The sequence below is a fragment of the Ekhidna sp. ABH4_415 genome (assembly GCF_056161305.1).
This window is the reverse complement of record NZ_JBSWYW010000005.1, coordinates 261386-284959: the sequence shown is the minus strand read 5'-3', so window position 1 is coordinate 284959 and position 23574 is coordinate 261386. Positions and strand designations below refer to the sequence as shown.

Below are 23574 nucleotides of genomic sequence, written 5' to 3'. Positions count from 1 at the left end.
CGATCATCATGAGTGCCATTTCATACATTGAAGAACACAAAGAACAATTCCTAAACGAGCTTTTAGATTTACTACGAATTCCATCGGTCAGTGCAGACTCTAAGTTTTCCGGTGACGTAAGAAAAGCAGCTGAATATTTAAAAAATCGTTTTGAGGAACTTGACACGCATGTAGAAATCTGTGAAACAGCTGGCTATCCAATCGTTTATGCTGAACACATTAAAGACCCAAACCTCCCAACTGTCCTTGTCTATGGTCACTATGATGTTCAACCTGCTGATCCTTACGAGCTTTGGGACTCTCCTCCTTTCGAGCCGGTCATTAAAAATGAAAAAATCTATGCACGTGGCTCTGCTGATGACAAAGGGCAGATGTACATGCACGTGAAAGCATATGAAGCATTGATCAAAACAGATAGCCTTCCATGTAATGTCAAATTCATGATTGAAGGGGAAGAAGAAGTTGGATCTGAAAATCTGGAGGTATTTGTTAAAGAAAATCGTGAAAAATTAGCCGCTGATGTGATACTGATCTCAGACACAGCAATGATCAGCAATGATACACCTTCGATCAATGTTGGCCTCAAAGGGCTTAGCTATGTAGAGGTAGAAGTGACCGGACCTAACCGTGATCTCCACTCGGGTGTATATGGTGGAGCAGTTGCGAATCCAATCAACATTCTGTGTGAAATGATTGCCTCGCTCCAGGATGAAAAGGGAAGGATTACCATTCCGGGGTTCTATGACAAAGTACAGGAGCTTTCAGACGAGTATCGAGCGAAAATGGCCGAGGCACCATTTGATCTGGAGAAATTCAAAAAGGACCTGGATATAGAAGAAGTTAAGGGCGAAGAAGGGTATTCCACCATTGAGCGAACAGGTATCAGACCCACACTGGATGTGAATGGCATTTGGGGTGGCTACATCGGTGAAGGAGCTAAAACGGTCCTACCATCTAAGGCTCATGCTAAGATATCAATGCGATTGGTTCCTGATCAAACAAGTGATGAAATCACTAAGCTATTTGCTGACCACTTCGAAAGCATTGCTCCAAAATCTGTGAAGGTTAAAGTGACTCCACATCACGGTGGAGAGCCGGCCGTAACTCCTACCGATTCAATAGGGTATAAAGCGGCGGTAAAAGCCATGGCCAAATCATGGGGAAAAGACCCAATTCCGACACGCGAGGGAGGAAGTATTCCTATTGTTGCGTTGTTCAAGGAAGAACTAGGATTGGATTCGATATTGATGGGCTTTGGGCTTAATGAAGATGCCATTCACTCCCCTAATGAAAGCTATGGGCTATTCAACTATTATCGTGGCATTGAAACGATTTCCTATTTCTATCAGTTTTTCACAGATATGTCAAAATCATAATCAATGAAGATACCAGTCTTTTTCGCTTCACTCTTTTTATTCGTATTTGCAAGTTTCAGCCAGGTGTTGAAGCCCATTGAATGGGAGGTGACTTTATCTGATGCTTCTCCAAAGTCAGGTGATGAGATCGAGCTTCGTTTTAAAGCCAAAATCGAGAAAGACTGGTATCTGTACTCTTCGGATTTTGATCCGGATTTAGGTCCTCTTGTTACTGAGTTTACTTTCGAGGAGAATGATTCGTATGAGTTGGTCGGTGAGATAGCCCCCATTGACCCGAAGAAAAAATACGACTCCTTATGGGAAGGTGAGTACACGTACTTCAAAAAGGAGGGACTCTTTATTCAAAAAGTGAAGATCCTAAATGAGGATTTCAAAATATCAGGAACATATTTCTATCAGGTTTGCTCAGACATAGATGGAAAGTGCATTCCTTTTGAAGATGAGTTCTCTTTCGGAGATAAACCCGCTGGTAAAACGGATGACTTAAAAAAAAAGGCTAACCCGGAAGAAGATCAAGGAAGTCTCTGGTCGATTTTAATTACTGCATTTCTTGCTGGACTGGTGGCATTGCTTACACCATGCGTGTATCCAATGATCCCGATTACGGTTTCAATTTTCTTAAAACAAAGCAAGTCTAAGAAGGAAGGCATTGGAAAAGCACTGATTTATGGTCTATCCATCATTGTTTTTTTCAGCTTGCTGGGATTTTTGATCTCTATGATCTGGGGATTCACAGCACTCAATGAATTAAGCACCCATTGGTTATTTAACCTGATTATATTCTCGGTTTTCATCCTTTTTGCCCTTTCGTTTTTTGGTCTGTTCGAGATCACTCTTCCCTCCTCCCTGGTAACGAAAATCGATCGACAAGCGGATCGAGGTGGGCTCATCGGTATATTCTTTATGGCAATCACGCTTGTCTTGGTAAGCTTTTCGTGCACCTTCCCTATTGTGGGTACGGCTTTGATCAATACACTGAGCGGCGGTTCCATTCTGGAAGGAACGATGGCTATGTTTGGTTTCTCTTTAGCTTTTGCCATCCCGTTTACCGGCTTTGCCATTTTCCCAGCCTGGTTGAAATCAATGCCTGAGTCCGGTGGCTGGCTCAATTCGGTAAAAGTGGTTCTTGGTTTCTTAGAACTTGCGCTTGCATTAAAATTTCTGAGTGTCGCAGACCTGGCCTATCACTGGGGCATTCTTGACCGTGAAGTATTCATTGCTCTATGGATAGCCATTTTCGGACTGTTAGGACTTTATCTCATTGGTAAACTAAAGCTGAAAAGTGACACAGACTCTGACAAGATATCGGTGGCACGACTGATCCTTGCCGTAATTACTTTCACTTTTACCATTTCGCTCATTCCCGGTTTGTGGGGAGCTCCACTAAAATCTCTTTCTGGTTTTTTGCCGCCTATGGCTACTCACAATTTTAACCTGCTGGAGGAAGAAGCTGGCGGCACCACTTGCGAAGATCCTAAGCACACTAACATTCTACATTGGCCTCACGGCCTACAGGGCTACTTTGATTATGAACAAGCATTGGCGTGTGCTAAAGAGCAAAACAAACCTCTTTTCATTGACTTCACAGGTCATGGTTGTGTCAACTGCCGAGAAATGGAGCAGCGTGTCTGGTCAGATTCGGAAGTATTGAAGCTCCTGAGTGAAAACTTCGTTTTAGTCGCATTATACGTAGATGATCGTACCCAACTTTCGCAGGATTCGTGGTATACCTCATCTTATGATGGAAAAACGAAAAAGACCATCGGCCAGCAAAATGCAGACTTCCAAATTACCCGATTCAACAACAACGCTCAACCTTTTTATGTCATACTCAATGAAGAGGAAGAGCTTCTGATCGCACCCAGAGCGTATGATTTGAGTGTTTCCGGTTTTGTTGATTTTCTGGATAAAGCCTTGGAAAACCACCGAAATGACACAGTTTTGTAGCGTCATCAAGCTAATAGCATGAAAAAAACGAGAATCTGGCTCGTAATCACTGGGCTGACCATCGCGCTGATTTCAGCTGTATATGTAAAAGTTCCTCTGGTGGAGCAGGAAGAAGTTGCTGAGGAGATTGAAATTGATTCAACATTTTTTCACCTTCCAACACTTCACTATGGATTCCCAATTGACTCCTTTGAGATTGCAGAAGGTCGAGTAAAGTGGAATCAGAATTTATCTGAGATTCTAACTGCTTTCAATATTTCCTACAAGGATCTACACCTTTTATCTCAGCGATCAAGAGAAGTTTTTGATGTAAGAAAACTCAAAGCGGGTTCTCAATTTTCAATTATCCATGAAAGAGATTCATTAAAAACTGCACGTCAGTTCATATTCGAACCATCACCAACAGAGTATGTGGTTTATAATTTGGTTGATTCCATTTTTGTTGACGTACAGAAAAAGCCAATTGAGGTTAAGGAACGAACAATCGCTGCAGAAATCAACTCTTCGCTATATGAATCCTTACTCGATAAAGGTGCATCTCCACTGCTAGTCAGCCAAATGGTAGATGTCTTTGCCTGGCAGGTAGATTTCTTTAGAATTGCTAAAGGCGATAAATTCAAACTTATTTTTGAGGAGGAGACTGTCGATGGAGAGGTTGTAGGTATCAAAAGTATTAAAGGTGCATATTTTGAGCATTGGGGAAAACCCTATTATGCCATTCCTTTTCAAAATGGAGAAAAGTTAGACTTCTTTGATGAAGAAGGAAACAGCCTTAGAAAAACATTGCTTAAAGCCCCATTGAAGTACGACAGAATCAGTTCACGATATTCACTCAGAAGATTCCACCCGGTTCAGAAGAGATACAAAGCTCACCTTGGAACGGACTATGCTGCTAGAACAGGTACACCTATTCAAACGGTAGGTGATGGTGTTGTGCTTGAGGCTCGATACCATGGAGGAAATGGTAACTATGTAAAAATCAAACACAACAGCAACTACACCACTCAATACCTTCACATGTCTAAAATCGCCAGAGGTATCCGGCCCGGGGTAACTGTGAAACAAGGACAGACGATTGGATATGTAGGTAGTACCGGTCTGGCAAATGGACCACACCTCTGCTACAGATTCTGGAAAAATGGTCGACAGGTGGACGCCTTAAAGGTAGACCTGCCATCATCCAGTGGAATTGACGAGATCCAACTCAATGAGTTTAAAGTTTACAGTGACTCTGTCAAAATCATTCTTGATCAGATCGCCTACTCACATCAAGAGACGCTTTTGGCAAAGATTCCGTCGGATTCTGAAGATAATCCAACTCCATAGTCTTAATTAAATCCAATCCGTTTACCTAAACGCACAATTATTCTTTAGTTTTTGCATTTAATTGAGTTATTTTGGGCTAAATCATCCTAATAACAAATGCGAAAAATCTATACTATTGCCATTTTTTCGCTTGCTTTTGCCGCCACCACATTCGCCCAGGTCTCAAGTGACACTTTGGTACAGGTGTATGGCAAACTGTTAAAAGCGGCAGATTCTACTCCGGTAGTTGGCAATATTCTCTATGAAAAGCTTCCCTACTATGACGATATGGGAATGGCTTCCACAAAAACGGATGGCTCGTTCCAAATACAACTCATTAAAGGAGAAACCTACAATTTTTCGGTCAAGAAGGGTGGATTCAAAAATTTCGAAGATAAAATTAAGGTTACCGGAAATCTCAACCGAAACTTTTTCATTCAAGAAGACCTTATCGAGTTAAGAAAACTCGAAAATCTCATTTTCGCTCGTGGAAGCGATAAAATCTCACCCAGCTCTTATCAGGAGCTAAATGAACTTGCTGCATGGATGATCGAAAACCCCTCCATCGTTATTCAGCTGGAGGGGCATACTGATTTTGCAGGAAACCCGGATGCAAACATGAGGCTCTCGGAAGCCCGTGTGATTGCGGTTCAGGAATACCTGATTGATCAGAAAGTGAAGAAAAACCGAATTTTCACCAAAGCATTTGGTGGTACTCAACCAGTAACGCAGGATCGAACTGATGAGGCAAAAGCCCTCAACAGAAGAGTAGAAGTAAGAGTTATCCGTCGTTAAAGCTAGACACAATGAAAAAAATCTACCTAGTCGTCCTTGGCCTTTTGGCAGTATGCGCTGTTGAGGCACAAGAGACAGTAGCATGGGGCACACAAGTAATTGATGTTTCCTCTGAATATTCGCCTTATGAATATTCCGCCATTCAAACATTACACAGACCAAACGTCTTGCCGGGGGGAGGAGACAACCCCAATGCCTGGCGGCCAAAAAGCACAGATAAAGAGGAGTTTGTTATGGTCGCCTTCCGTACGCCAATCAAAGCAAAGCAAATTGCAATTGCTGAATCTGAAAATCCGGGAGCAGTAAAGGCTGTTTATGGTTACGATAGTGATTATAATGAATACCTGCTCTTCGAACTAACGCCTCGGGAATTACCCATAGAATCCAGACTTTTAAATCTATTTTTCGAAGAAACACCCTATGGTGTACAAGCAATCCGGGTAGTGTTAGATTGTAGTGTGTCTGATGGATACAATGCAATCGATGCAATTGGCGTCTCTGCCTCTAACATTCCGATTAATGTATTGCTAAACCTTGCAAAAGGGGTGAATAGCTCTGTTGATGCTGAAAAGCTTAGCACCAATGTAAATAGTGATTATGTGGAGCACAGCCCCATTATTTCTCCTGATGGAAAGAGACTTTATTTTAGTAGACAGTTTCACCCCGACAATGTGGGGGGAGAGAATGACGCAGAAGATATCTGGGTCTCAGAGCTCGATGAAGAAACAGGGCAATGGCTGCCAGCACGAAACATTGGTCCTCCGCTAAATACGAAGGGGCCAAACTTCATAAGCTCTATCAGCAAGGTGGGAGATGATGAAGTATTGATTCTTGGAAACAGATACGGTAAAAAGGGGAGAATGTACACTGGTGTTTCAATGTCCACAAAGCAAGGCGATACATTTTCAGACCCTGTATCAATAGAAATTGAGAACGAATATAACTACTCACCAAATGCTGATTTCTTTCTGGCTCCAGGAGGTAAAGCCATGATCATGTCTGCAGAAAGGGATGACACCTATGGAGGCAGGGACCTTTATGTGACCTTTAAGAAAAATGATGGTACATGGACCGAACCGATGAACCTAGGTAATGACATCAATTCTTCCGGGGAAGATGAGTCCCCATTTATGGCAGAAGATGGACGAACACTTTATTTCTCCTCTGATGGATATTCCGGTTACGGTGGAGCTGACATTTATGTGTCATTCAAGCTTGATGATTCATGGAAACGGTGGTCTGAACCAGAGAACCTGGGCCCTGGGATCAATCGCGAAGGAAACGACGAATATTTCAGCATTCCGGCCACAGGTCAGAAATTATACTTCACTAGAGGAGAAAAAGGAGAGGATACAGACATCTTTAGTTTTAAAGTTCAGGACTTGTTCTCTGATCAGGTAGAATCCCCATTGGTTTCATCTGTTGAGCACCTGGTACCAAAAGACATTATTGCTACAGTTTCAGGGACCGTTCTGGATGCCAAAACCGAAACGCCTGTTGAGGGTGCCACTGTACTTATCGAGCGACTTCCTGATGGTTTGGATATCGGACATGCTGCAACAGACTCAACAGGTACGTTTAACTTCACTGTTCAGGGAGGTTGGCAATATGGTTTAGTTGGGGAAGCTGACGGGTATATTTCCGAAACAGAACGTCTTGATTTCATCGAACTGGATAAATCGGATACTGTTGAAAAATTCATTCGAATCTTCCCAATTCAAAAAGGCGAGACCATTGAGTTGAAAAATATCTTCTTTGATTTTGATAAGGCAGAGCTGAAAACAGCATCATATCCTGAGCTCAACCGAGTGCTCGATTACCTGAAGAGAGGAACAATAGAAAAGATTCTCATCTCCGGCCATACAGACAGTGTTGGTGATGAGAATTATAACATGCGTTTGTCCGGACGTAGAGCAAAAGCCGTTATGGATTACTTCCTTCAAAATGGCATCAGCGAAGATCGACTTGCTTATAAAGCATTTGGTGAATCACAACCAAAAGTGTCTAATGACACCCCTGAAAACAGACAGAAAAACAGAAGGGTGGAGTTCCAGATTCAATGATGACTAAAAATAGATTTGTATAAAGAGTCAGCTTTCGAGCTGACTTTTTTTATTTTTAATATATGGATACCGCAACACAGTCAGAGATCAGAGATCTTTTTGAGCAAGCAAAGAGGTACTCAATCAACCAGAGAAACTCAAGTCTATCCGAAAGAAGGGCCAGACTCAAGAAGCTTGAAGATTGGATCATGAAGCACCGAACAGAGATTCATGAAGCTGTCCAAAAGGATCTGCAAAAACCACATGAAGAAACCGACCTTACGGAAGTGTTCGTTGTGCTTTCTGAAATAAGAAAAGCAAGAAAAAACCTGAAGCAATGGATGATGCCCAAGCCTGCTGCATCGAGTATCACCTACCTGGGAACCAACGCTGAAACATTTTACGAACCAAAAGGAGCGTGCCTGATCATCGCTCCCTGGAACTATCCATTCCAACTTGCAATAGGTCCATTGGTTTCTGCCATTGCCGCTGGAAATACTGTCATCATTAAACCATCCGAGTTTTCAGAAAACACATCGGAGTTGATCCTTAGAATGTGCTCGGACATTTTTAAACCAGAAGAAGTAACTGTGGTATTAGGTGCAATAAAAGAATCACAAGAGCTGTTGTCTCTTCCTTTTGATCACATCTTTTTCACTGGTAGTCCACAGGTAGGGAAGATTGTGATGGAAGCAGCTTCTAAGCACCTTGCTTCTGTCACCCTGGAGCTGGGAGGCAAATCACCTACCATTGTAGATCGATCAGCAAACATCAAAGATTCTGCTCAAAAAATCGCGTGGGGAAAATGGCAAAATGCCGGACAGGTATGTATCGCTCCTGACTACTTATTTGTGCATGAAGATGTTAAAGATAAGTTGATTGAAGAGTTAGTGGTGCAGTCAGAAAAACTATATGGGAACAAAGAGAGGTACGGAGGCATTATCAGCCGCCATCACCACAACCGCATCAATGACCTCATGGCTGATGCGATCGACAAAGGAGCCAATATTGAATTTGGAGGAAAGTCTGATCGTGATAATTTAAGGTTCACCCCTACCTTGCTTTCTAATGTCACCAAAGATACGCGTGTCATGGAAGAGGAAATTTTTGGTCCTATTTTACCCCTTATGACATACACCGAACTGGATCAAGTAGTAGATTTTATTAATCAAAAACCAAAACCGCTTGCATTGTATGTTTTTGCTAAAAATAAATCTGTCATTAACAAAGTGAAGAAAAGTACCAGCTCAGGTATGATGACCATCAATGATGTGGTACTTCAATTCGCGCACCCAAACCTCCCAATAGGAGGAGTGAATAATAGTGGAATCGGAAAAGCACATGGGCATACCGGATTCATCGCTTTCTCCAATGAAAAAGCTGTGGTAAAGCAACGAACTGGATTCACCATGGCAAAAACCGTTTATCCTCCATATTCTGCCTTCAAAAAATTTATGATTGATTTCATGGTTAAGTATTTTTGAGACGTGAAAAAATTACTGTTTATTTTATCTGTTTCTGTATTTGCGTGTAGCTCTCCATCCAACGAGAAGGCTGCCAACCGCCCCTCTGAATGGCATGGAAACTGGAAGGCCGAATGGGAAACTCCACCTGAATCATATCCGGAAGTAGAAGACATGGAGTTCTATATGGATGGAAGTTTTGTCTTTACAGCAGACAGCCTCACAGTTACTGCAAATGGCTATCCAGACTGCATCTTTAATGTGGATACGCTTTCACACACTCAGTCCTGGTATGTCTCGAATGACACCCTTTTTCTAGTCAATGATCCGGAAAGTCCGGGAATGACTTATCAGGTAGCATCAAAATCAGAAGACCAGATCAGGCTTCAACTAATGGAAGATATCTTCGTTACACTCTCAAGGTAGTTTAATCTTTCTGTTAAAAATGCGTTGTGCCTTATTAGAACGCATATAATCTCTTTAACTTGGTCATAAATATCTGAGCCATGAAAAAGCTTCTTAAAGTCCTAGCAGTTGTATTTGCCCTTATCATTATAGCCATCATCGTCTTACCGATCATATTTAAAGATGACATTAGAAAAGCGCTGGACGATACTATGGCTGAGAGCCTTGATGCTACGGTTTACTATGACATAGATGGGTTCAGCATATCATTGATTAAAAACTTTCCTGATCTCACCGTAAGCATGAGTGATTTTGGAGTGGTAGGCAAAGGTGTTTTTGAAAAAGATACGCTCACCTCTGTGAAGAATTTCCTGGTGACGGTCGATCTGATGTCCGTCATCAATGGAGATCAAATCATCGTTAAAGAGATTTCTTTGGATGAACCAAGAATAAAAGTGCTGGTGCTCCCGGATGGAACAGCCAATTACGATATAGCGAAAGAGGCAGAAAACGAAGAAGTAGCCGATGAAGAGAACAAGGAAGAGGAAGTAGCTGAAAGTACCGAGACAAGTGAAGAAAGTACTATGAGCATTGGCATAGAACAGTGGAGCATCACTAATGCAGAACTGCTTTACTTGGATCAATCCATGAACTTTTACACCAAGCTAACTGGACTAAATCATGTGGGGTCCGGAGACTTTACCCTTGATGTGTTTGATCTAAAAACCAAGACAACCGTAGATGCTGTTTCGCTTGGATTTGAAGGCACTGAGTATGTATCCAATAAGCGACTGGACATTGATGTAACCCTTAATATGAATTTGAATGAGATGAAATTCACGTTCATGGATAACCGATTTGCAGTAAATCAATTTGCAATTGAAGCGGATGGGTTCGTCAGTATGCCGGGTGATGATATCATTATGGATATCACATTCGGCGGAAAAGACATTAGCATCAAAAGCATTTTGTCACTCATTCCCGGTGTTTATCAGGAATACCTGGATGGTGTGAATGCAAGCGGAAGTATCGGTTTTGATGGGTATGCAAAAGGGACTTATAATGTATCCTCTATGCCGCAAGTTGCCGCCAGCCTGGCCGTAGAAAATGGAAAAATCAGTTATGATGATTTTAATATCCCAATTGAAAACCTAAACATCCAATCCAATTTTAATTATCCATCTGCAGACCTAAGAGAAACCCGCTTCAATATTGACAAGTTCTCAATGTTGGTAGATGGTGAATCAGTAGAAGCCTATCTAAAGTTTAAGAACCTCGAAAACTATCAATGGGATTTTGGTTTTGAGGGAAATGCTGACCTAGAAAAAATCACTAAAGTAGTCCCTTTAGAAGGTATGACGCTGCTTGGTAAAATCAATGCGCAACTAAAGACTGCTGGCCAAATGGCAGATGTAGAGGCCGAGCGATATGACCAGCTGCCAACATCAGGTAGCCTTACCATCAACGATTTTCTCTTCAAAAGTGACGACCTGCCTCAAGGATTTAGTATTTCCAGGGCTAATCTGACATTCGATCCATCAGACATCACTTTGTCTGAATTCTCTGCAAAGTCCGGAAACTCAGATTTTAGTCTATCAGGAAAAGTGAGTAATTATCTAGGATTTGTCCTGTCCGATGAAATCCTTGTGGGTCGGCTGGACTTTAACTCTACACTGATCGACATCAATGAACTAATGCCTGAAGAAAGCATGGAAGAAGAATCCGCAGAAGAGGAGGTTACTGAAACTGTAGAAGAAGGTTCTGAAGAAAGCACAGAAGAAGCACTAGAGGTGGTGAAAATTCCTGAAAACATCGATTTCACCCTTGCCTCCTCTATTGGAAAAATAGCCTATTCAAACATGCCCATTACGAACTTTAAGGGACAAGTTCTGATCAAAGATGGAGCTATCATTCTGGACCAGAATACGTTTAATATGCTGGATGGGACTTTTGAGCTGACCGGATCGTATGTGACTAAAGGTTTAGAAAAACCAAAGTATAGTCTTGGGTTTAAATTCAAAGATCTTTCCATCGCCAATGCCTTCCAGACATTTGAGACCGTGCAGTCGTATGTGCCAATTGCCAAGCAGGTTTCTGGTAAATTCTCAACGGACTTTAACGTGACGGGGCTGTTAGGTGAAGACATGATGCCAATCATGGATGAGATAAACCTTAAAGGTCTGGTGGATGTTGCTCAGGCGCAATTGGAAAAGGGTGAGTTTATGCAAAAGCTATCGGCAGTAGCTGCTTTAAAAACTGGCGCTTCTGGTCAGGCCAGTGATAAAATCTCCGTGAAAGATGTGCTTATTAAAACAGAAATCAAAGATGGCAGAATGTATGTTGAGCCTTTTGAGTTAAACGTCAAAGGACAGAAGGCCGTTCTTGGTGGCAACAACACACTTGATGGAAAACTCAATTATTCCATGCTCTTGAAGGATATTCCTACAGGCGCCATTGGTAATGCACTTAATAGTGCCATTAGCTCTTTTACAGGTGGCAAAAAATTGATAGCTGACAAAATTGATCTGGATTTGGGTATCGGGGGAACTTATGATGATCCACAGATCAAACTCTTAGGAAGCAGCGAGTCATCAGGTAGCTCAAGTGCATCGGAATCATTCAAGAAGCAAATCTCCGCACAGGTGGACGAGCAAAAAGCAAAAGCCGAAGCTGAGCTGGCTAAGAAGAAGGCTGAAGCCGAAGCTAAAGCCAAAGAAGAGCTAGAGCAGCAAAAGGCTGAACAACGCCAAAAAATCATTTCCGAAGCTCAGGCTAAGGCTGCTGAAATAAGAAAGCAAGGGAAGGCCAGTGCAGAAAAAGTAAAAAAAGAAGGATATGCTGCAGCGGACAAATTAGTTGCTGATGCCGGATCCAATCCGATCAAAAAGAAAGTTGCCCAGGAGGCTGCTAAAAAGCTAAGATCTGAGGCTGACCAAAAAGCCAAACAAATAGAGGCTGAAGCCAATAAAAAGGCAGATAAATTGATCGAAGAGGCTAAAGAAAAAGCAGCTAAAATATAGGCCCGTAATTTAAGATCACCACCGCTGCAATACCTGCATGCGGTGAGCATCCAGCTTTAAAAAGCTGAACAGCAAAATCGTAAACGCCCATAGTGAAGAACCGCCATAGCTGAAAAATGGTAGGGGAATTCCAATCACGGGGAATAACCCAATGGTCATGGCAATGTTCACCGTGAAGTGGAAGAAAATGATGCTCACCACTGAGTATCCAAATACTCTTGAGAAAGTAGACTTTTGACGTTCTGCTAAAAATGCCAACCTTAACAATAGCGCCGTGAAAACACCAAGCAAAAGAATACTTCCTATCCACCCTTGCTCTTCACCTATGGTGCAAAAAATGAAGTCAGTGGTTTGCTCCGGCACAAAATCAAATTTTGTTTGCGTTCCTTCCAAAAATCCCTTTCCGGTAAACCCACCAGACCCAATAGCAATTTTCGATTGAGTGACATTCCAGCCAGCTCCAAGAGGATCAATGTTTGGATTGATTAATGACAGCACTCGCTTCTGCTGGTGAGGTTTTAACACTTCGGTCAGAATAAAATCCACACTTCTTACTGCCAGGGCAATCATCACTGCAGAAGCCACGATATAAAGTAGTCGCTTCGGGTTTCTGGCGTTAAGTCCAAGGGCCAATAGTGTGACAATTGCAATTCCTGCTAATAAAACAGTTTGGCTTACTAAAAGTGTCAGAATAAAAACAGCAAAAACAGAAACACCGATGATCAATAGCTGTGGGGGCATCCCCTCTCTAAACATAGGAATTACAAGAGCGGTAAAAACCAACGCAGTGCCTGTGTCACCCTGCAAGATGATCAAAGCCATTGGTAAAAGGATGATCGCAAATGAGATGCCCATCGTATTCAGGTTTTCCAACTTCCGTGTCGGATGATCCAGATACTTTGCTAAAGCGAAAGCTGTCGCAAATTTTGCAAACTCCGAGGGTTGTAAACCAAAACCGCCAATACCCACCCATGATTTAGATCCAGCAACTTCTTTTCCTCCAACAAGGATCAGAAGAAGCAGCACCATAAATACACCATAAATCACAAATGCGAACGAATCGAAGAACTTGTAATCAAAGAAAAACAGTCCAAAGGCGATAACCACTGATGCCATGATCCAAACCAGCTGGCGTCCTGCACTCGTTCCAAAATCAAATATGCTTTGATTAATATCTGGGTCGTATTCAGCGGCATAGATATTCAGCCAGCCGGCAAGTACCAGCACCCCAAGGAGCAGGACCGAAATCCAATCAATTTTCTGCGAGAGTGGGTCTTGGCGCATTTTCTGGTAAATATCTTTCTTCTAAAACGTAATCTTCCAGCCAAGGACGAGAAACCGTCCCCAGCACATATTTTTCTGCAAGTAAGCTAGCCACGGAAACTGCTGCACGTCCTCCCTGCCCGGCATTTTCTACATAAGCAGCTATAGAAATTTTTGGGTCATCCAGTGGAGCAAAGCCCATAAAGCCGGAGTGATCTTCACCATGCGGGTTCTGAACAGTACTCGTTTTACCCGCTAGTTTTAATTCTTTCAAATAACCCCTTCTACCTGACCCTGCCTCCACTACTTGCTCCATCCCTTTTAGTATTGGCACATATAGAGCCTGATCAAAGGGTAAGATTTCTTTTTTGATATTGGGGTTGGGCCATCCAGCTATTTTCTCTACCACATGCGGGGTTATGAAATGCCCACGATTTGCCAGGATGGCTCCAAGGTTTGCCATTTGCAAGGGAGTCACCAGCAACTCCCCCTGACCAATACTCAGAGAAGATATGTTTGAATACTTCCATCGCTTAGCTCCATAAACCCTGTCATAATATTCGATGCTGGGCACATTCCCACTGATCTCATTGGGGAGGTCTACTCCAAGTTTCCGTCCCAAACCAAATTGTTTCACATATTCCCGCCATTGCTCAAGCCCTATTCTGCTATCCAGAAACTGGCTTTCTTCAACCCCTTGCTCCACCATCCTTCTCATTATGAGGTAGAAATAATTGTTGGAGGATTTCGTGATCGCCTTTATCATGTTGTAAGGTCCGGGGGGCGCCAGATCCCCAATATTTGATCCGTCCGTTCGGATTATTTCATCTTCTGTGACTACCCCTTCATGCATGGCGATAATTCCCTGAATCGTCTTGAACATAGACCCGGGAGGATATCGAGCCTGTAGTGGCCGATTAAAAAGTGGTTTATCTTCGTTTCTATTTAGTTCGGGAAAATTTTTACTCAAGTTTTTTCCACTCAATAGATGGGGATCATAGGAGGGAGCGGAAACCAGTGCGAGAATTCGGCCTGTTTCTGGTTCAATTGCAACCACACTTCCCACCTTTCCTTCCATCAGTTTCTCAGCATACTGCTGAAGCTCCAGGTTAATGGTCAGGTGAATGTTTTCACCAGGTTGAGGAAGGGTGTCATATTCTCCATCCCGATAGTCGTCTTTGATGATTCCCTGAACATTAACCACTTTATAAGTAGCACCACGCTTTCCACGGAGGTAGGCCTCATAAGCCTTTTCTATACCACCAATCCCAATATAGTCACCGGACTGATAATAATTGGTCGTATCACGATTTAGAAATCCTTTACTCACCTCACCTACATATCCCACTATATTAGCCAACGATTTGGTATTGTAGGATCGAATCGTTCTTGGCAGCACATAAAATCCCGGATATTTAATCAGCTGATCCTGCAATCGGGCGAACAGGTCATCTGAAATTTGTTCAATAAATTTTGATGCCAGAATGGAAGAATACTCCTCCGCCTTCTCGAGCTTCTCATTCAGTTCCTCCTTTTCAATTTCAAGAAGCTCACAAAAAGCTGTGGTATCACGAATCTCTGCTTCCGTTGGCACAATCATCAGGTCATATACGGGCGAATTGTAAATAACCAGACTGTCATTGCTGTCATAAACCAGTCCTCGGAAAGGGTACTGGACAATTTTTTGTACCACGTTGTTTTCTGCTGCTACTTTATAGTCCTCCTCCAATATCTGGATGTAGAACAGCCGCACAGCGAAAATGATCGCCGTAAAAAGAATGAGTCCCCGAATGATTAACCCTCGCCCTCTCATGCTCGTCTGCTCGTAGGTGTGATGATAAAGTTGATAACGAAAATAACAGCAGTACTAAAGATAGCACTGAAAACAACTTTACTCAAGACCATTCCAAAAAGATGAAAGCCTCCATTCTCGATGACGAAAATTAAGAAGTGGTGAAAGAAGACTAATGGAAAAACAAAGTACACTAGCCCGGATTTTTTCAATGTGCTCACATTGAGATTAGTTAATTCCTGGGAATCATCATTCACAACATTTAGCCAAAAATTTCGCAGAAACATTACTGCTACAGAGGCTGACGCATGAATCCCCGGGGTGTCGGTAAACACATCAATGATCAGGCCGGTCAGGAAGCCGATTACCATTAAGTAGGAGCGGCTCAGGGTTCTGGGAAGCAAAAGCAGAAAACCGACATAAAAAAACCCAAAAGCTTTATCAAACAATGTAATACGATGCACCAAGGGCAGTTGGACCAGCAATAGCAGGATCAGATTAAGAATTTGCTCTTTAATGCTTACTCTGTTCATTGAACTTGTAATGAATCTTTTTCTTCCTTCAACAAATCTTTGATCACGAACACATGATACAAGCTGGTAAAATCAGTAGCTAATTTCACTTTCGCTTCATAAAAAGTCATGTGCTCTTCCAGATTTAGTTCATCCACAATCCCGACCAGAATGTTCTCTGGAAAAACAGAGTTGAAACCGGAAGTTACAATGGAGTCTCCTTCTTTTAACTTAATATGGCGTGGAATATACTTGAGACTGGCTCTATCATAAGCTTCCTGATCCCATTGAACGGTACAATTGGTATCTGTTCGTTTCACTTTAGAAGAAACCAGCAGCTTTGGATGCAACAGTGAATAGATCGTTGCAAAGTTGTTCGTCACAGATTTAACCTGACCTACGACTCCAAATGAGGAAATCACTCCCATGCCAACTGCTACACTGTCTTTCTTCCCTGCGGATATGGTCACGAAATTGGCACTTCGATCGAACGTGTTATTAATCACCTTAGCCCCGATTACCTGGTATTGCTCTACGGTATCTAAAAAAGAGCTTCGCTCGGTGCGCAACATTCTTAGCTCCTCTTGCAACTGCTCGTTTTCCAGCATTAGCTGCTGGTTTATTTCCGAAAGTTCGAAGTAATTGCTTACCTCATTCGATGTTTGTGTAAGTGATGCGGCTGCTTCATTGCTGGAATTTAAGAATGAAGCATTATATCGGTTATTGTAATTGATCAGAAGCCACGCACTAAGAACTTCAAGGCCTAAAAAAACGGCTATTTCTCGTTGCTGATAAAGGAAGTCTAAAAGCCTTTGCATTCACTTCTTAGGTCATCAATACCGCCTTATATTGATTTAGGTTCTTCAATGCCATTCCGGTTCCTCTCACAACCGCTCTCAATGGATCTTCCGCAATGTGGATTGGCAGCTTGGTTTTCATAGAAAGTCGCTTATCCAAGCCTCGTAGCATTGCTCCACCACCCGTCAGGTAGATTCCATTGTCATAGATGTCAGCTGAAAGTTCTGGAGGAGAAATCTCGAGTGCCTTTAACACTGCCTCCTCAATTTTAGAAACAGATTTGTCAATTGCGAAAGCGATCTCCGAGTAAGAAATTTTTATCACCTTCGGTATACCCGTCATCAAGTCCCTTCCTCTTATCTCAAAATCTTCCGGTGCATCTTCATCAAGTTCAGTCAGCGCAGATCCTACTTCGATTTTCACTTTCTCAGCAGTTCGCTCACCTATCAGCAGATTATGCTGTCTACGCATGTAATCAAGGATATCTTTATTGAACGAATCTCCTGCCACACGAATGGACTGATCACACACAATTCCACTTAAAGCAATTACAGCGATCTCTGTCGTTCCTCCTCCAATATCCACAACCATACTGCCGACAGGCTGGTCAATATCAATTCCGATCCCAACTGCTGCTGCGATCGGCTCGTGGATCATGTACACTTCCTTTGCCCCGGCATGCTCCGCAGAGTCACGCACCGCTCTTTTTTCCACCTCCGTAATACCAGAAGGGATACAAATGATCATTCTGTGCGATGCAGGTAAGAAACTCTTCTTGCCCTTATCCATCATTTTGATCATGCCCCTGATCATGTGCTCTGCAGCATGAAAGTCTGCAATAACCCCGTCCTTTAATGGACGAATGGTCTTGATATTCTCATGCGTTTTTTCATGCATCTGCATGGCCTCTCGGCCAATGGCCAGCACTTTGTTTGTGTTTTTATCAATGGCAATAATGGACGGCTCATCTACCACCACTTTATCCTTACTGATAATCAGTGTATTGGCTGTCCCTAAATCTATAGCTATGTCGCTCTGGAAAAAATCAAAAAGACCCATGAATGCTCACTCGAATTTGAGCACGAATTTAGGTTCGTTTTTGCATAAAAGCTAAAGCATCACCGATTAGTGATAAAAGTTTCATTTTTAAGAAGTTGTGCGCTCCTTTTTTGCCTTCAAAACCCGCATCTTACCACGTAGCTCATTGATCGTCTCTTTCGAGAGCTCCATGTAGATACGAAAACTATCATTAGCTACCAGCTTTTCAGCGATCAGCATTTCAAAAGCCTTGTTTTGTGATGCCTGTACACTTTTCACTTTTTCAATCGCGGATGAAATCTGATTGATTTTTGGGATGGCATTTTTGATATTCATGAGGTCTTCATAGAACTCATCTATTTTATCTTTCTTCTTCTGTGCCTGCCATTTGGTTAGTGAAACAATGCCACTAAAAAGTGCGATTACAATCGAAAGAATGACACCACCAAGTTCTGCATACCTTTCAAGGAAGCTAGGTTCATCACGATCTAAAAAGGTTCGGGCTCCCTCATGAAGAGGGATATTCAGAATGCCCTGATTGAAGTCTTCTCTTAAACCATCAAATAGCAGCGGGTCAATAGAGGTAAATACCTGCCTGTTTCGAAGCATGGTTTTGGTAAAATCATTAACAGTCACCTCAAGCAAGCCGGACCTCACTACCATAATTAAATCAACGGCAAGTGTAACTATCGGATCCTCCGTATATCCCCAATAGGATTTTTTTGGAATGACAAACGGCGACATTCTTGGATACTTGAGAGCGATCCCCTCTACAGTAGAGGCGTTCCCCATATTTTCCACCTGATCAAATGAAAAAAGATTGTATCCTTCATACGTTTTGAGCTTCTCTAAGGTGAAAAGGTTAGTTAATTCTACAACGACTCCTGCCTGGTTCATGGCAAAGGTTACATTAATCCGGGAGGTATCCAGACCATAAAAATCAATCAGATCCATCATCATATTGTAGGTGGGCGACTCCTCCCTTCCGATGTAAACCGGACCACTATACATCAGCGATTCGAATGAACTGCCATCAATTTCATCCCGAAAGAAAACATGCAATACCTCAGAATAAACCGAGAAAGCAGAATTAAGGCCCGGTTGATAATTCACGTAATTTTCAACCAGCGCGATATCTACACTTCCCACAGAAAGGCTGTCTAAATTGGCGTTGGTGCTTTTCCCCTTTATTAATTGTATGTCAACATTATAAAAAGAGCCCTCTAGTAGCTCCTCCATTCTTTTAGCGATTTCACCATTTGGCCCTTCATCATTGTATATAAATGTGAATGTAGTGAGGGTGGGATTGCAAGAAACAATCAAAAATGCAGCAATTAGGACGGCAGTTATCTTCTTCATAAAAGCATTTTACGGGCTTTTTAAAGATACTGCCAAATTTTTTGTGTCATCCCTTTGACACTTCGTATCATAGCTAAATATGCTTCAGTCATTAATTTGCATTATTTTAGGAGTACTTTTGTCGCCTGTAGCAATTGATGGCTATTTTTTGAAAGAAAGCAAGTCAATGACAGCTAGAATTTCATTGATAAGTCACATGGGGGTTGCCGCAGAAGGTTGACAAAAAAACAAACAGGACATGAAGAATATTTCCTTTAAGGATAGGCTCAATTATCGATTTGACAGTTTTGTTTCGCAAGGAACAATTTCCATGATCAAAGGGCTGGGGGTAATAACTCTCATAATCATTGTGCTCTTTGGTGGATCGCTTTTGCTTTTAGGACTACACCCTGACCATGATAACGACTTCACCATCTATGAGTCAGTTTGGGTAAACCTCACGCACGCACTAGACCCTGGTGTGCTTGGCAACCATGATGAAAACTGGCCTTTCCGGCTCTTTATGCTAATCACTACCGTACTCGGTCTGGTGATTATTTCCACATTAATAGGTTTGGTGTCTAATGGTATTCTAACCAAGCTCGAAGTACTGAGAAAAGGACGTTCGTTTGTGATTGAAAGCGACCATGTCCTTATCCTTGGATGGTCTTCAAAAATATTTACCATTATCCCTGAGATTGTAGAAGCCAATGAGAACCAAAAAAGGGGAGTAATTGTGATTCTGGCTGACATGGATAAGGTGATGATGGAGGATGAAATCAAGGACAAAGTGGGCAATACTGGAAACACTCATGTCATTTGCAGAACTGGTAATCCCATTGATGTTCATGATTTAAAAATTGCCAACCCGTTTGAAACAAAGTCCATCATTATTTTGGATAAAGAGAATGAAAACTCTGATAGCCAGATCATCAAAACAATTGTTGCAATAGTAACAGATCCAAAACGAGAAAAACTCAGGGGCCCTGCCGATAAACGTCCTTACCATATCACTGCTGAGATGGAGGATAAGAAAAACTTTGACGTGGCTAAAATGGTGGGCAAAAACGAAGTGGAACTCATACTCTCTGATGAGATCATATCAAAAATAATGGTACAAACCAGTAGGCAGTCTGGTCTAAGTGTGGTTTATCAGGACTTGATGGATTTTGATGGAGATGAAATTTATTTTGAAAGCGCACCATCGCTAGCTGGAAAAACATTCCGTGAAGTTCTTTTCTCTTATGAGGACTCTGCCATTATGGGTATACAGTTCGCAGATGGAACTGTGTCCATTAACCCGCCTATGGACACCATATTTAAAGAAGAAGATAAGGTGATCGGTATCACAGAAGATGATGATACATTAATACCTAATGCCGACCCTGTCGATCCACATGAAAGTAAGATCGTTTATACTGAGCCGGAACCACAGGATGCAGAAAAGCTTCTGATCGTTGGATGGAACAACCGCGCCAGATACATCATTCAGGAGTTGGACAATTATGTTCCAAATGGATCCGAGGTTCGAATCGTATCCAAGTTTCCTGACGCGGAAAAAACGGTCAATAAACTGAAAACCAGCGTTCAAAATATCAACATTCACTTTGAAGTACTTGACACAACCGGAAGAGAAACGCTGGAGTCAATGGGGTTGGAGCAATACGATTACATCATTCTGCTCTGCTACCAAAACTATTTCCCAATTCAAGAAGCAGATGCTCAGACGTTAATTACCCTCTTGCACCTTAGAAATTTCACTGAAATCAAAGGGAGCAAGTACAAGATTGTGAGTGAAATGTTGGACATCAGAAACAGACAACTTGCGGATATTACAAGCGCTGATGACTTTATTGTGAGTGACAAGCTGATCAGTTTGCTAATGAGCCAGGTGTCTGAAAACAAAGACTTGATGCGCGTCTTTGAAGACCTGTTTGATGCAGATGGATCGGAGATTTATATCAAGCCTGCAAAGGAGTATGTACAAACAGGCATAAGCATGAATTTCTATACAGTGCTAGAGTCGGCGGCAAGGAAGAATGAAGTGGCTATTGGCTATCGAAACATATCTAAAGCGAGACTTGCGGATGAGCAATATGGAGTAGTGCTCAATCCTAAGAAGTCAGAAGAGTTTGTCCTCGAGGAAGGCGATATGGTTATCGTATTATCTGAGGATTAAAAGTTCTTCAAAGCTTCCCTGATTTCCTTCATGGCCTTTCTTCTGTAGAGCTTTGTGTTATGACTAGTGGGCTTAATGGTTTTGATGTAATGTAATACATCACTCTTTTGATGCCCATTCAGACTTAGTACAGAAGATATGATTTCGCTATCAAGCTTAAAATAATTCATAGTACATGTGGTTTATTTGTAAACTAATTTACGTCCCTCTTGTTAGTCAGGTTTTAGGTTAATATTGTGTTTCGATTAAATACAGATTACCCCAATAATTGATTAATAGCAATATTCCGTGTTTATACGGAAGATGAATAGATAAAAAACACCTAAATTCAATTCATTAAAACAACTAACCAATGTCTAATCATTCGAAAGAAATTTCTCAGTTCGTAGAAAAGATTGCGAAGAAAAATCCTAATGAACCAGAATTTTTACAGGCTGTAGAGGAAGTGGCCGAAACCATTATCCCATTCATTGCTGATAAACCTAAGTACAAAGACTCTAACCTGCTGGAGACAATGTGTGAGCCGGAACGAGTATTTATGTTTAGAGTGCCCTGGATGGATGATAAGGGACAAATACAAGTAAACCGTGGATATCGTGTTCAGATGAATTCAGCGATTGGCCCATATAAGGGAGGTCTGCGTTTTCACCCATCTGTTAATCTCAGTATCCTCAAGTTTCTGGCTTTTGAGCAAGTATTTAAAAACAGCTTGACAACTCTGCCAATGGGTGGCGGTAAGGGAGGATCCGATTTTAACCCTAAAGGGAAAAGTGATAACGAGGTAATGCGATTTTGTCAAAGTTTAATGACAGAATTAAGCAAGTACATTGGTCAGTTTACTGATGTGCCAGCTGGAGATATTGGTGTTGGAGGTCGTGAGATTGGCTACTTATTTGGTCAGTACAAGCGCGTGCAAGGCGAATTCACAGGGGTACTTACAGGTAAAGGTATACCATATGGTGGCTCTTTGATCCGACCGGAAGCTACTGGATATGGGTGTGTTTACTTTAGTAAAGAAGTATTGAACCATAGAAATGATGATCTTGATGGCAAGTCAGCTATTGTTTCAGGATCTGGAAATGTGGCACAGTTTACTGTAGAAAAGCTACTTCAAAATGGGGCTAAAGTGCTTTCCATGTCTGATTCCGGTGGGACCATTTATGACAAAGAAGGAATCACCTTTGAAAAACTTGAGTTTATCAAAGAGCTTAAAAATGTGAAGCGAGGTAGAATAAAAGAATATGCAGACAAATTCAAGGCAGAATTCCATGAGGGAAAAACACCGTGGGATATCAAATGTGATATAGCATACCCATGTGCCACTCAAAACGAGCTGCAGGTTGAGGACGCAAAAACTCTACAGAAAAACGGTTGTATCGGCGTGTTTGAAGGTGCCAACATGCCGTGTACTGCAGATGCCGTTGAGGTATTCAAAGAGCACAAAATGATGTTCAGCCCGGGGAAAGCGTCTAATGCAGGTGGAGTAGCTACCTCTGGACTTGAGATGTCGCAAAACTCCCTGAGACTGTCCTGGACGAGAGAGGAAGTAGACGAAAAACTTCAGGGAATCATGAAAGATATCCACAGAAATTGTGTGCAACACGGGAAGATTACTAAGGATTATGTGGACTATGTAAAGGGTGCGAATATCGCTGGCTTTGTAAAAGTAGCAGACGCGATGCTGGCGCAAGGCTGTGTTTAAATTTTTCTGAGTACCATAAAACTTTGAGCTCGCTCATTATGGTGAGCAATTGTTCTCAAGGGTTCGATTTCTTCGAACCCTTTTTTCATTTCCCTATAAAGGTCGCTTGTAAGTGCAAACCGAATTTTTGTGTCCGGAAATTCATATTTTCCTCCACCAATGGAGCTGGCTAAAGTATTATCAATGGCAGAATCCATGCTGAGATAAATGATTCCTCCATTATTCAAAAGTGAAGCAAGTTTCTGCCACTTCTTATGGAAATCATCCATCGAGTCTGAAAAATGAAGCACACGGCTGCAAATGATAAGGTCAAAATTTTCTACTGAGTTTGCAGCTATAAAATCAACTTGATGGAAACTAGATTTATGATGATCGAGAGACTGAACCAGGTAATCCAGTAATTTCAGTTTGGAGGCATCTGAATCCCACCCTTGATATTCGTATCCATTTCTTATGAAGAAAATTCCATTTCTGCCCTCTCCACATCCAACATCCAGAATTCGTGCGTCCTCTGAAACCCTTCCCTTCAGGATCAAATCCATGAGGAAAAGGTCCATGTCACCAAAATAGTTGTTGATATCAGCTACTTCCACACAGGC

At 42.0% G+C, this 23574-nt stretch carries 18 protein-coding genes; 10 read left to right on the top strand and 8 right to left on the bottom strand.

Annotated features, from left to right (window positions below; translation table 11 throughout):
• Nucleotides 1-8: 8 nt before the first annotated feature.
• The 8 genes from ACXAH9_RS10560 to ACXAH9_RS10525 all read left to right on the top strand — a co-directional run bounded on the left by ACXAH9_RS10560 (nucleotide 9) and on the right by ACXAH9_RS10525 (nucleotide 12353).
• Nucleotides 9-1376, top strand: a complete 1368-nt coding sequence (locus tag ACXAH9_RS10560) for a dipeptidase (RefSeq protein WP_474894822.1) — start codon at nucleotides 9-11, stop codon at nucleotides 1374-1376.
• Nucleotides 1377-1379: 3 nt separating this feature from the next.
• Complete coding sequence (locus ACXAH9_RS10555) at nucleotides 1380-3323, top strand: protein-disulfide reductase DsbD family protein (RefSeq protein ID WP_474894821.1); 1944 nt, start codon at nucleotides 1380-1382, stop codon at nucleotides 3321-3323.
• 18 nt (nucleotides 3324-3341) lie between these two features.
• A complete protein-coding gene (locus tag ACXAH9_RS10550; protein WP_474894820.1) occupies nucleotides 3342-4649 on the top strand; it encodes a peptidoglycan DD-metalloendopeptidase family protein in 1308 nt (435 codons plus the stop codon).
• A gap of 96 nt (nucleotides 4650-4745) precedes the next feature.
• Nucleotides 4746-5423 (top strand): OmpA family protein, encoded by a 678-nt coding sequence (locus ACXAH9_RS10545; protein WP_474894819.1) that lies wholly within the window; start codon nucleotides 4746-4748, stop codon nucleotides 5421-5423.
• Nucleotides 5424-5434: 11 nt separating this feature from the next.
• The gene (locus tag ACXAH9_RS10540) at nucleotides 5435-7486 is read left to right on the top strand and encodes an OmpA family protein (protein WP_474894818.1); all 2052 of its coding nucleotides are present in this window, start codon (nucleotides 5435-5437) and stop codon (nucleotides 7484-7486) included.
• Between the two features lie 62 nt (nucleotides 7487-7548).
• The gene (locus tag ACXAH9_RS10535; protein ID WP_474894817.1) at nucleotides 7549-8949 is read left to right on the top strand and encodes an aldehyde dehydrogenase family protein; all 1401 of its coding nucleotides are present in this window, start codon (nucleotides 7549-7551) and stop codon (nucleotides 8947-8949) included.
• Nucleotides 8950-8952: 3 nt separating this feature from the next.
• Nucleotides 8953-9354: a hypothetical protein gene (locus ACXAH9_RS10530; protein ID WP_474894816.1), complete on the top strand. Its 402-nt coding sequence runs from the start codon at nucleotides 8953-8955 to the stop codon at nucleotides 9352-9354.
• An 80-nt stretch (nucleotides 9355-9434) separates the two neighbouring features.
• The gene (locus ACXAH9_RS10525; protein WP_474894815.1) at nucleotides 9435-12353 is read left to right on the top strand and encodes an AsmA family protein; all 2919 of its coding nucleotides are present in this window, start codon (nucleotides 9435-9437) and stop codon (nucleotides 12351-12353) included.
• 15 nt (nucleotides 12354-12368) lie between these two features.
• Here the strand turns inward: ACXAH9_RS10525 and rodA are convergent, their stop codons facing one another.
• The 6 genes from rodA to ACXAH9_RS10495 form a co-directional block, all read right to left on the bottom strand.
• Nucleotides 12369-13637, bottom strand: coding sequence for a rod shape-determining protein RodA (gene rodA, locus ACXAH9_RS10520; RefSeq protein WP_474894814.1), 1269 nt, complete (start codon nucleotides 13635-13637; stop codon nucleotides 12369-12371).
• A complete protein-coding gene (locus ACXAH9_RS10515; RefSeq protein WP_474894813.1) occupies nucleotides 13606-15429 on the bottom strand; it encodes a penicillin-binding transpeptidase domain-containing protein in 1824 nt (607 codons plus the stop codon). Before ACXAH9_RS10515 ends, rodA begins: the two co-directional genes overlap by 32 nt.
• A complete protein-coding gene (locus tag ACXAH9_RS10510) occupies nucleotides 15426-15941 on the bottom strand; it encodes a hypothetical protein (RefSeq protein WP_350205142.1) in 516 nt (171 codons plus the stop codon). The genes ACXAH9_RS10515 and ACXAH9_RS10510 overlap by 4 nt, the downstream gene beginning before the upstream one ends.
• Entirely contained in the window at nucleotides 15938-16738 is an 801-nt protein-coding gene (gene mreC / locus ACXAH9_RS10505) for a rod shape-determining protein MreC (RefSeq protein WP_474894812.1), read from the bottom strand. The genes ACXAH9_RS10510 and mreC overlap by 4 nt, the downstream gene beginning before the upstream one ends.
• Nucleotides 16739-16745: 7 nt before the next feature.
• On the bottom strand, nucleotides 16746-17777 hold the full coding sequence (locus ACXAH9_RS10500; RefSeq protein ID WP_349566049.1) for a rod shape-determining protein: 1032 nt from the start codon (nucleotides 17775-17777) through the stop codon (nucleotides 16746-16748).
• A gap of 87 nt (nucleotides 17778-17864) precedes the next feature.
• Nucleotides 17865-19115 carry a TAXI family TRAP transporter solute-binding subunit gene (locus ACXAH9_RS10495; RefSeq protein WP_474894811.1) on the bottom strand — a complete coding sequence of 417 codons (1251 nt, stop codon included), beginning with the start codon at nucleotides 19113-19115 and terminating at the stop codon, nucleotides 17865-17867.
• Between the two features lie 238 nt (nucleotides 19116-19353).
• Between ACXAH9_RS10495 and ACXAH9_RS10490 the strand changes: the two genes are divergently transcribed.
• Entirely contained in the window at nucleotides 19354-21273 is a 1920-nt protein-coding gene (locus ACXAH9_RS10490) for a CASTOR/POLLUX-related putative ion channel (protein WP_474894810.1), read from the top strand.
• Here ACXAH9_RS10490 and ACXAH9_RS10485 read toward each other — a convergent pair.
• Nucleotides 21270-21443, bottom strand: a complete 174-nt coding sequence (locus ACXAH9_RS10485) for a hypothetical protein (RefSeq protein WP_474894809.1) — start codon at nucleotides 21441-21443, stop codon at nucleotides 21270-21272. The genes ACXAH9_RS10490 and ACXAH9_RS10485 overlap by 4 nt on opposite strands.
• Before the next feature lie 182 nt (nucleotides 21444-21625).
• Between ACXAH9_RS10485 and gdhA the strand changes: the two genes are divergently transcribed.
• A complete protein-coding gene (gene gdhA / locus ACXAH9_RS10480; RefSeq protein ID WP_474894808.1) occupies nucleotides 21626-22975 on the top strand; it encodes an NADP-specific glutamate dehydrogenase in 1350 nt (449 codons plus the stop codon).
• On the opposite strand, the gene ACXAH9_RS10475 is transcribed toward gdhA, so the two are convergent.
• Nucleotides 22972-23568: a class I SAM-dependent methyltransferase gene (locus ACXAH9_RS10475; RefSeq protein ID WP_474894807.1), complete on the bottom strand. Its 597-nt coding sequence runs from the start codon at nucleotides 23566-23568 to the stop codon at nucleotides 22972-22974. The two genes, gdhA and ACXAH9_RS10475, sit on opposite strands and share 4 nt — an antisense overlap.
• Nucleotides 23569-23574 lie beyond the last annotated feature (6 nt).

Excerpts from the sequence above, each read along its gene's own strand:
- ACXAH9_RS10560 (WP_474894822.1), top strand. The coding sequence starts at position 9 with ATGAGTGCCATTTCATACATTGAAGAACACAAAGAACAATTCCTAAAC.
- ACXAH9_RS10555 (WP_474894821.1), top strand. The coding sequence starts at position 1,380 with ATGAAGATACCAGTCTTTTTCGCTTCACTCTTTTTATTCGTATTTGCA.
- ACXAH9_RS10550 (WP_474894820.1), top strand. The coding sequence starts at position 3,342 with ATGAAAAAAACGAGAATCTGGCTCGTAATCACTGGGCTGACCATCGCG.
- ACXAH9_RS10545 (WP_474894819.1), top strand. The coding sequence starts at position 4,746 with ATGCGAAAAATCTATACTATTGCCATTTTTTCGCTTGCTTTTGCCGCC.
- ACXAH9_RS10540 (WP_474894818.1), top strand. The coding sequence starts at position 5,435 with ATGAAAAAAATCTACCTAGTCGTCCTTGGCCTTTTGGCAGTATGCGCT.
- ACXAH9_RS10535 (WP_474894817.1), top strand. The coding sequence starts at position 7,549 with ATGGATACCGCAACACAGTCAGAGATCAGAGATCTTTTTGAGCAAGCA.
- ACXAH9_RS10525 (WP_474894815.1), top strand. The coding sequence starts at position 9,435 with ATGAAAAAGCTTCTTAAAGTCCTAGCAGTTGTATTTGCCCTTATCATT.
- rodA (WP_474894814.1), bottom strand. The coding sequence starts at position 13,637 with ATGCGCCAAGACCCACTCTCGCAGAAAATTGATTGGATTTCGGTCCTG.
- ACXAH9_RS10515 (WP_474894813.1), bottom strand. The coding sequence starts at position 15,429 with ATGAGAGGGCGAGGGTTAATCATTCGGGGACTCATTCTTTTTACGGCG.
- ACXAH9_RS10510 (WP_350205142.1), bottom strand. The coding sequence starts at position 15,941 with ATGAACAGAGTAAGCATTAAAGAGCAAATTCTTAATCTGATCCTGCTA.
- mreC (WP_474894812.1), bottom strand. The coding sequence starts at position 16,738 with ATGCAAAGGCTTTTAGACTTCCTTTATCAGCAACGAGAAATAGCCGTT.
- ACXAH9_RS10500 (WP_349566049.1), bottom strand. The coding sequence starts at position 17,777 with ATGGGTCTTTTTGATTTTTTCCAGAGCGACATAGCTATAGATTTAGGG.
- ACXAH9_RS10495 (WP_474894811.1), bottom strand. The coding sequence starts at position 19,115 with ATGAAGAAGATAACTGCCGTCCTAATTGCTGCATTTTTGATTGTTTCT.
- ACXAH9_RS10490 (WP_474894810.1), top strand. The coding sequence starts at position 19,354 with ATGAAGAATATTTCCTTTAAGGATAGGCTCAATTATCGATTTGACAGT.
- ACXAH9_RS10485 (WP_474894809.1), bottom strand. The coding sequence starts at position 21,443 with ATGAATTATTTTAAGCTTGATAGCGAAATCATATCTTCTGTACTAAGT.
- gdhA (WP_474894808.1), top strand. The coding sequence starts at position 21,626 with ATGTCTAATCATTCGAAAGAAATTTCTCAGTTCGTAGAAAAGATTGCG.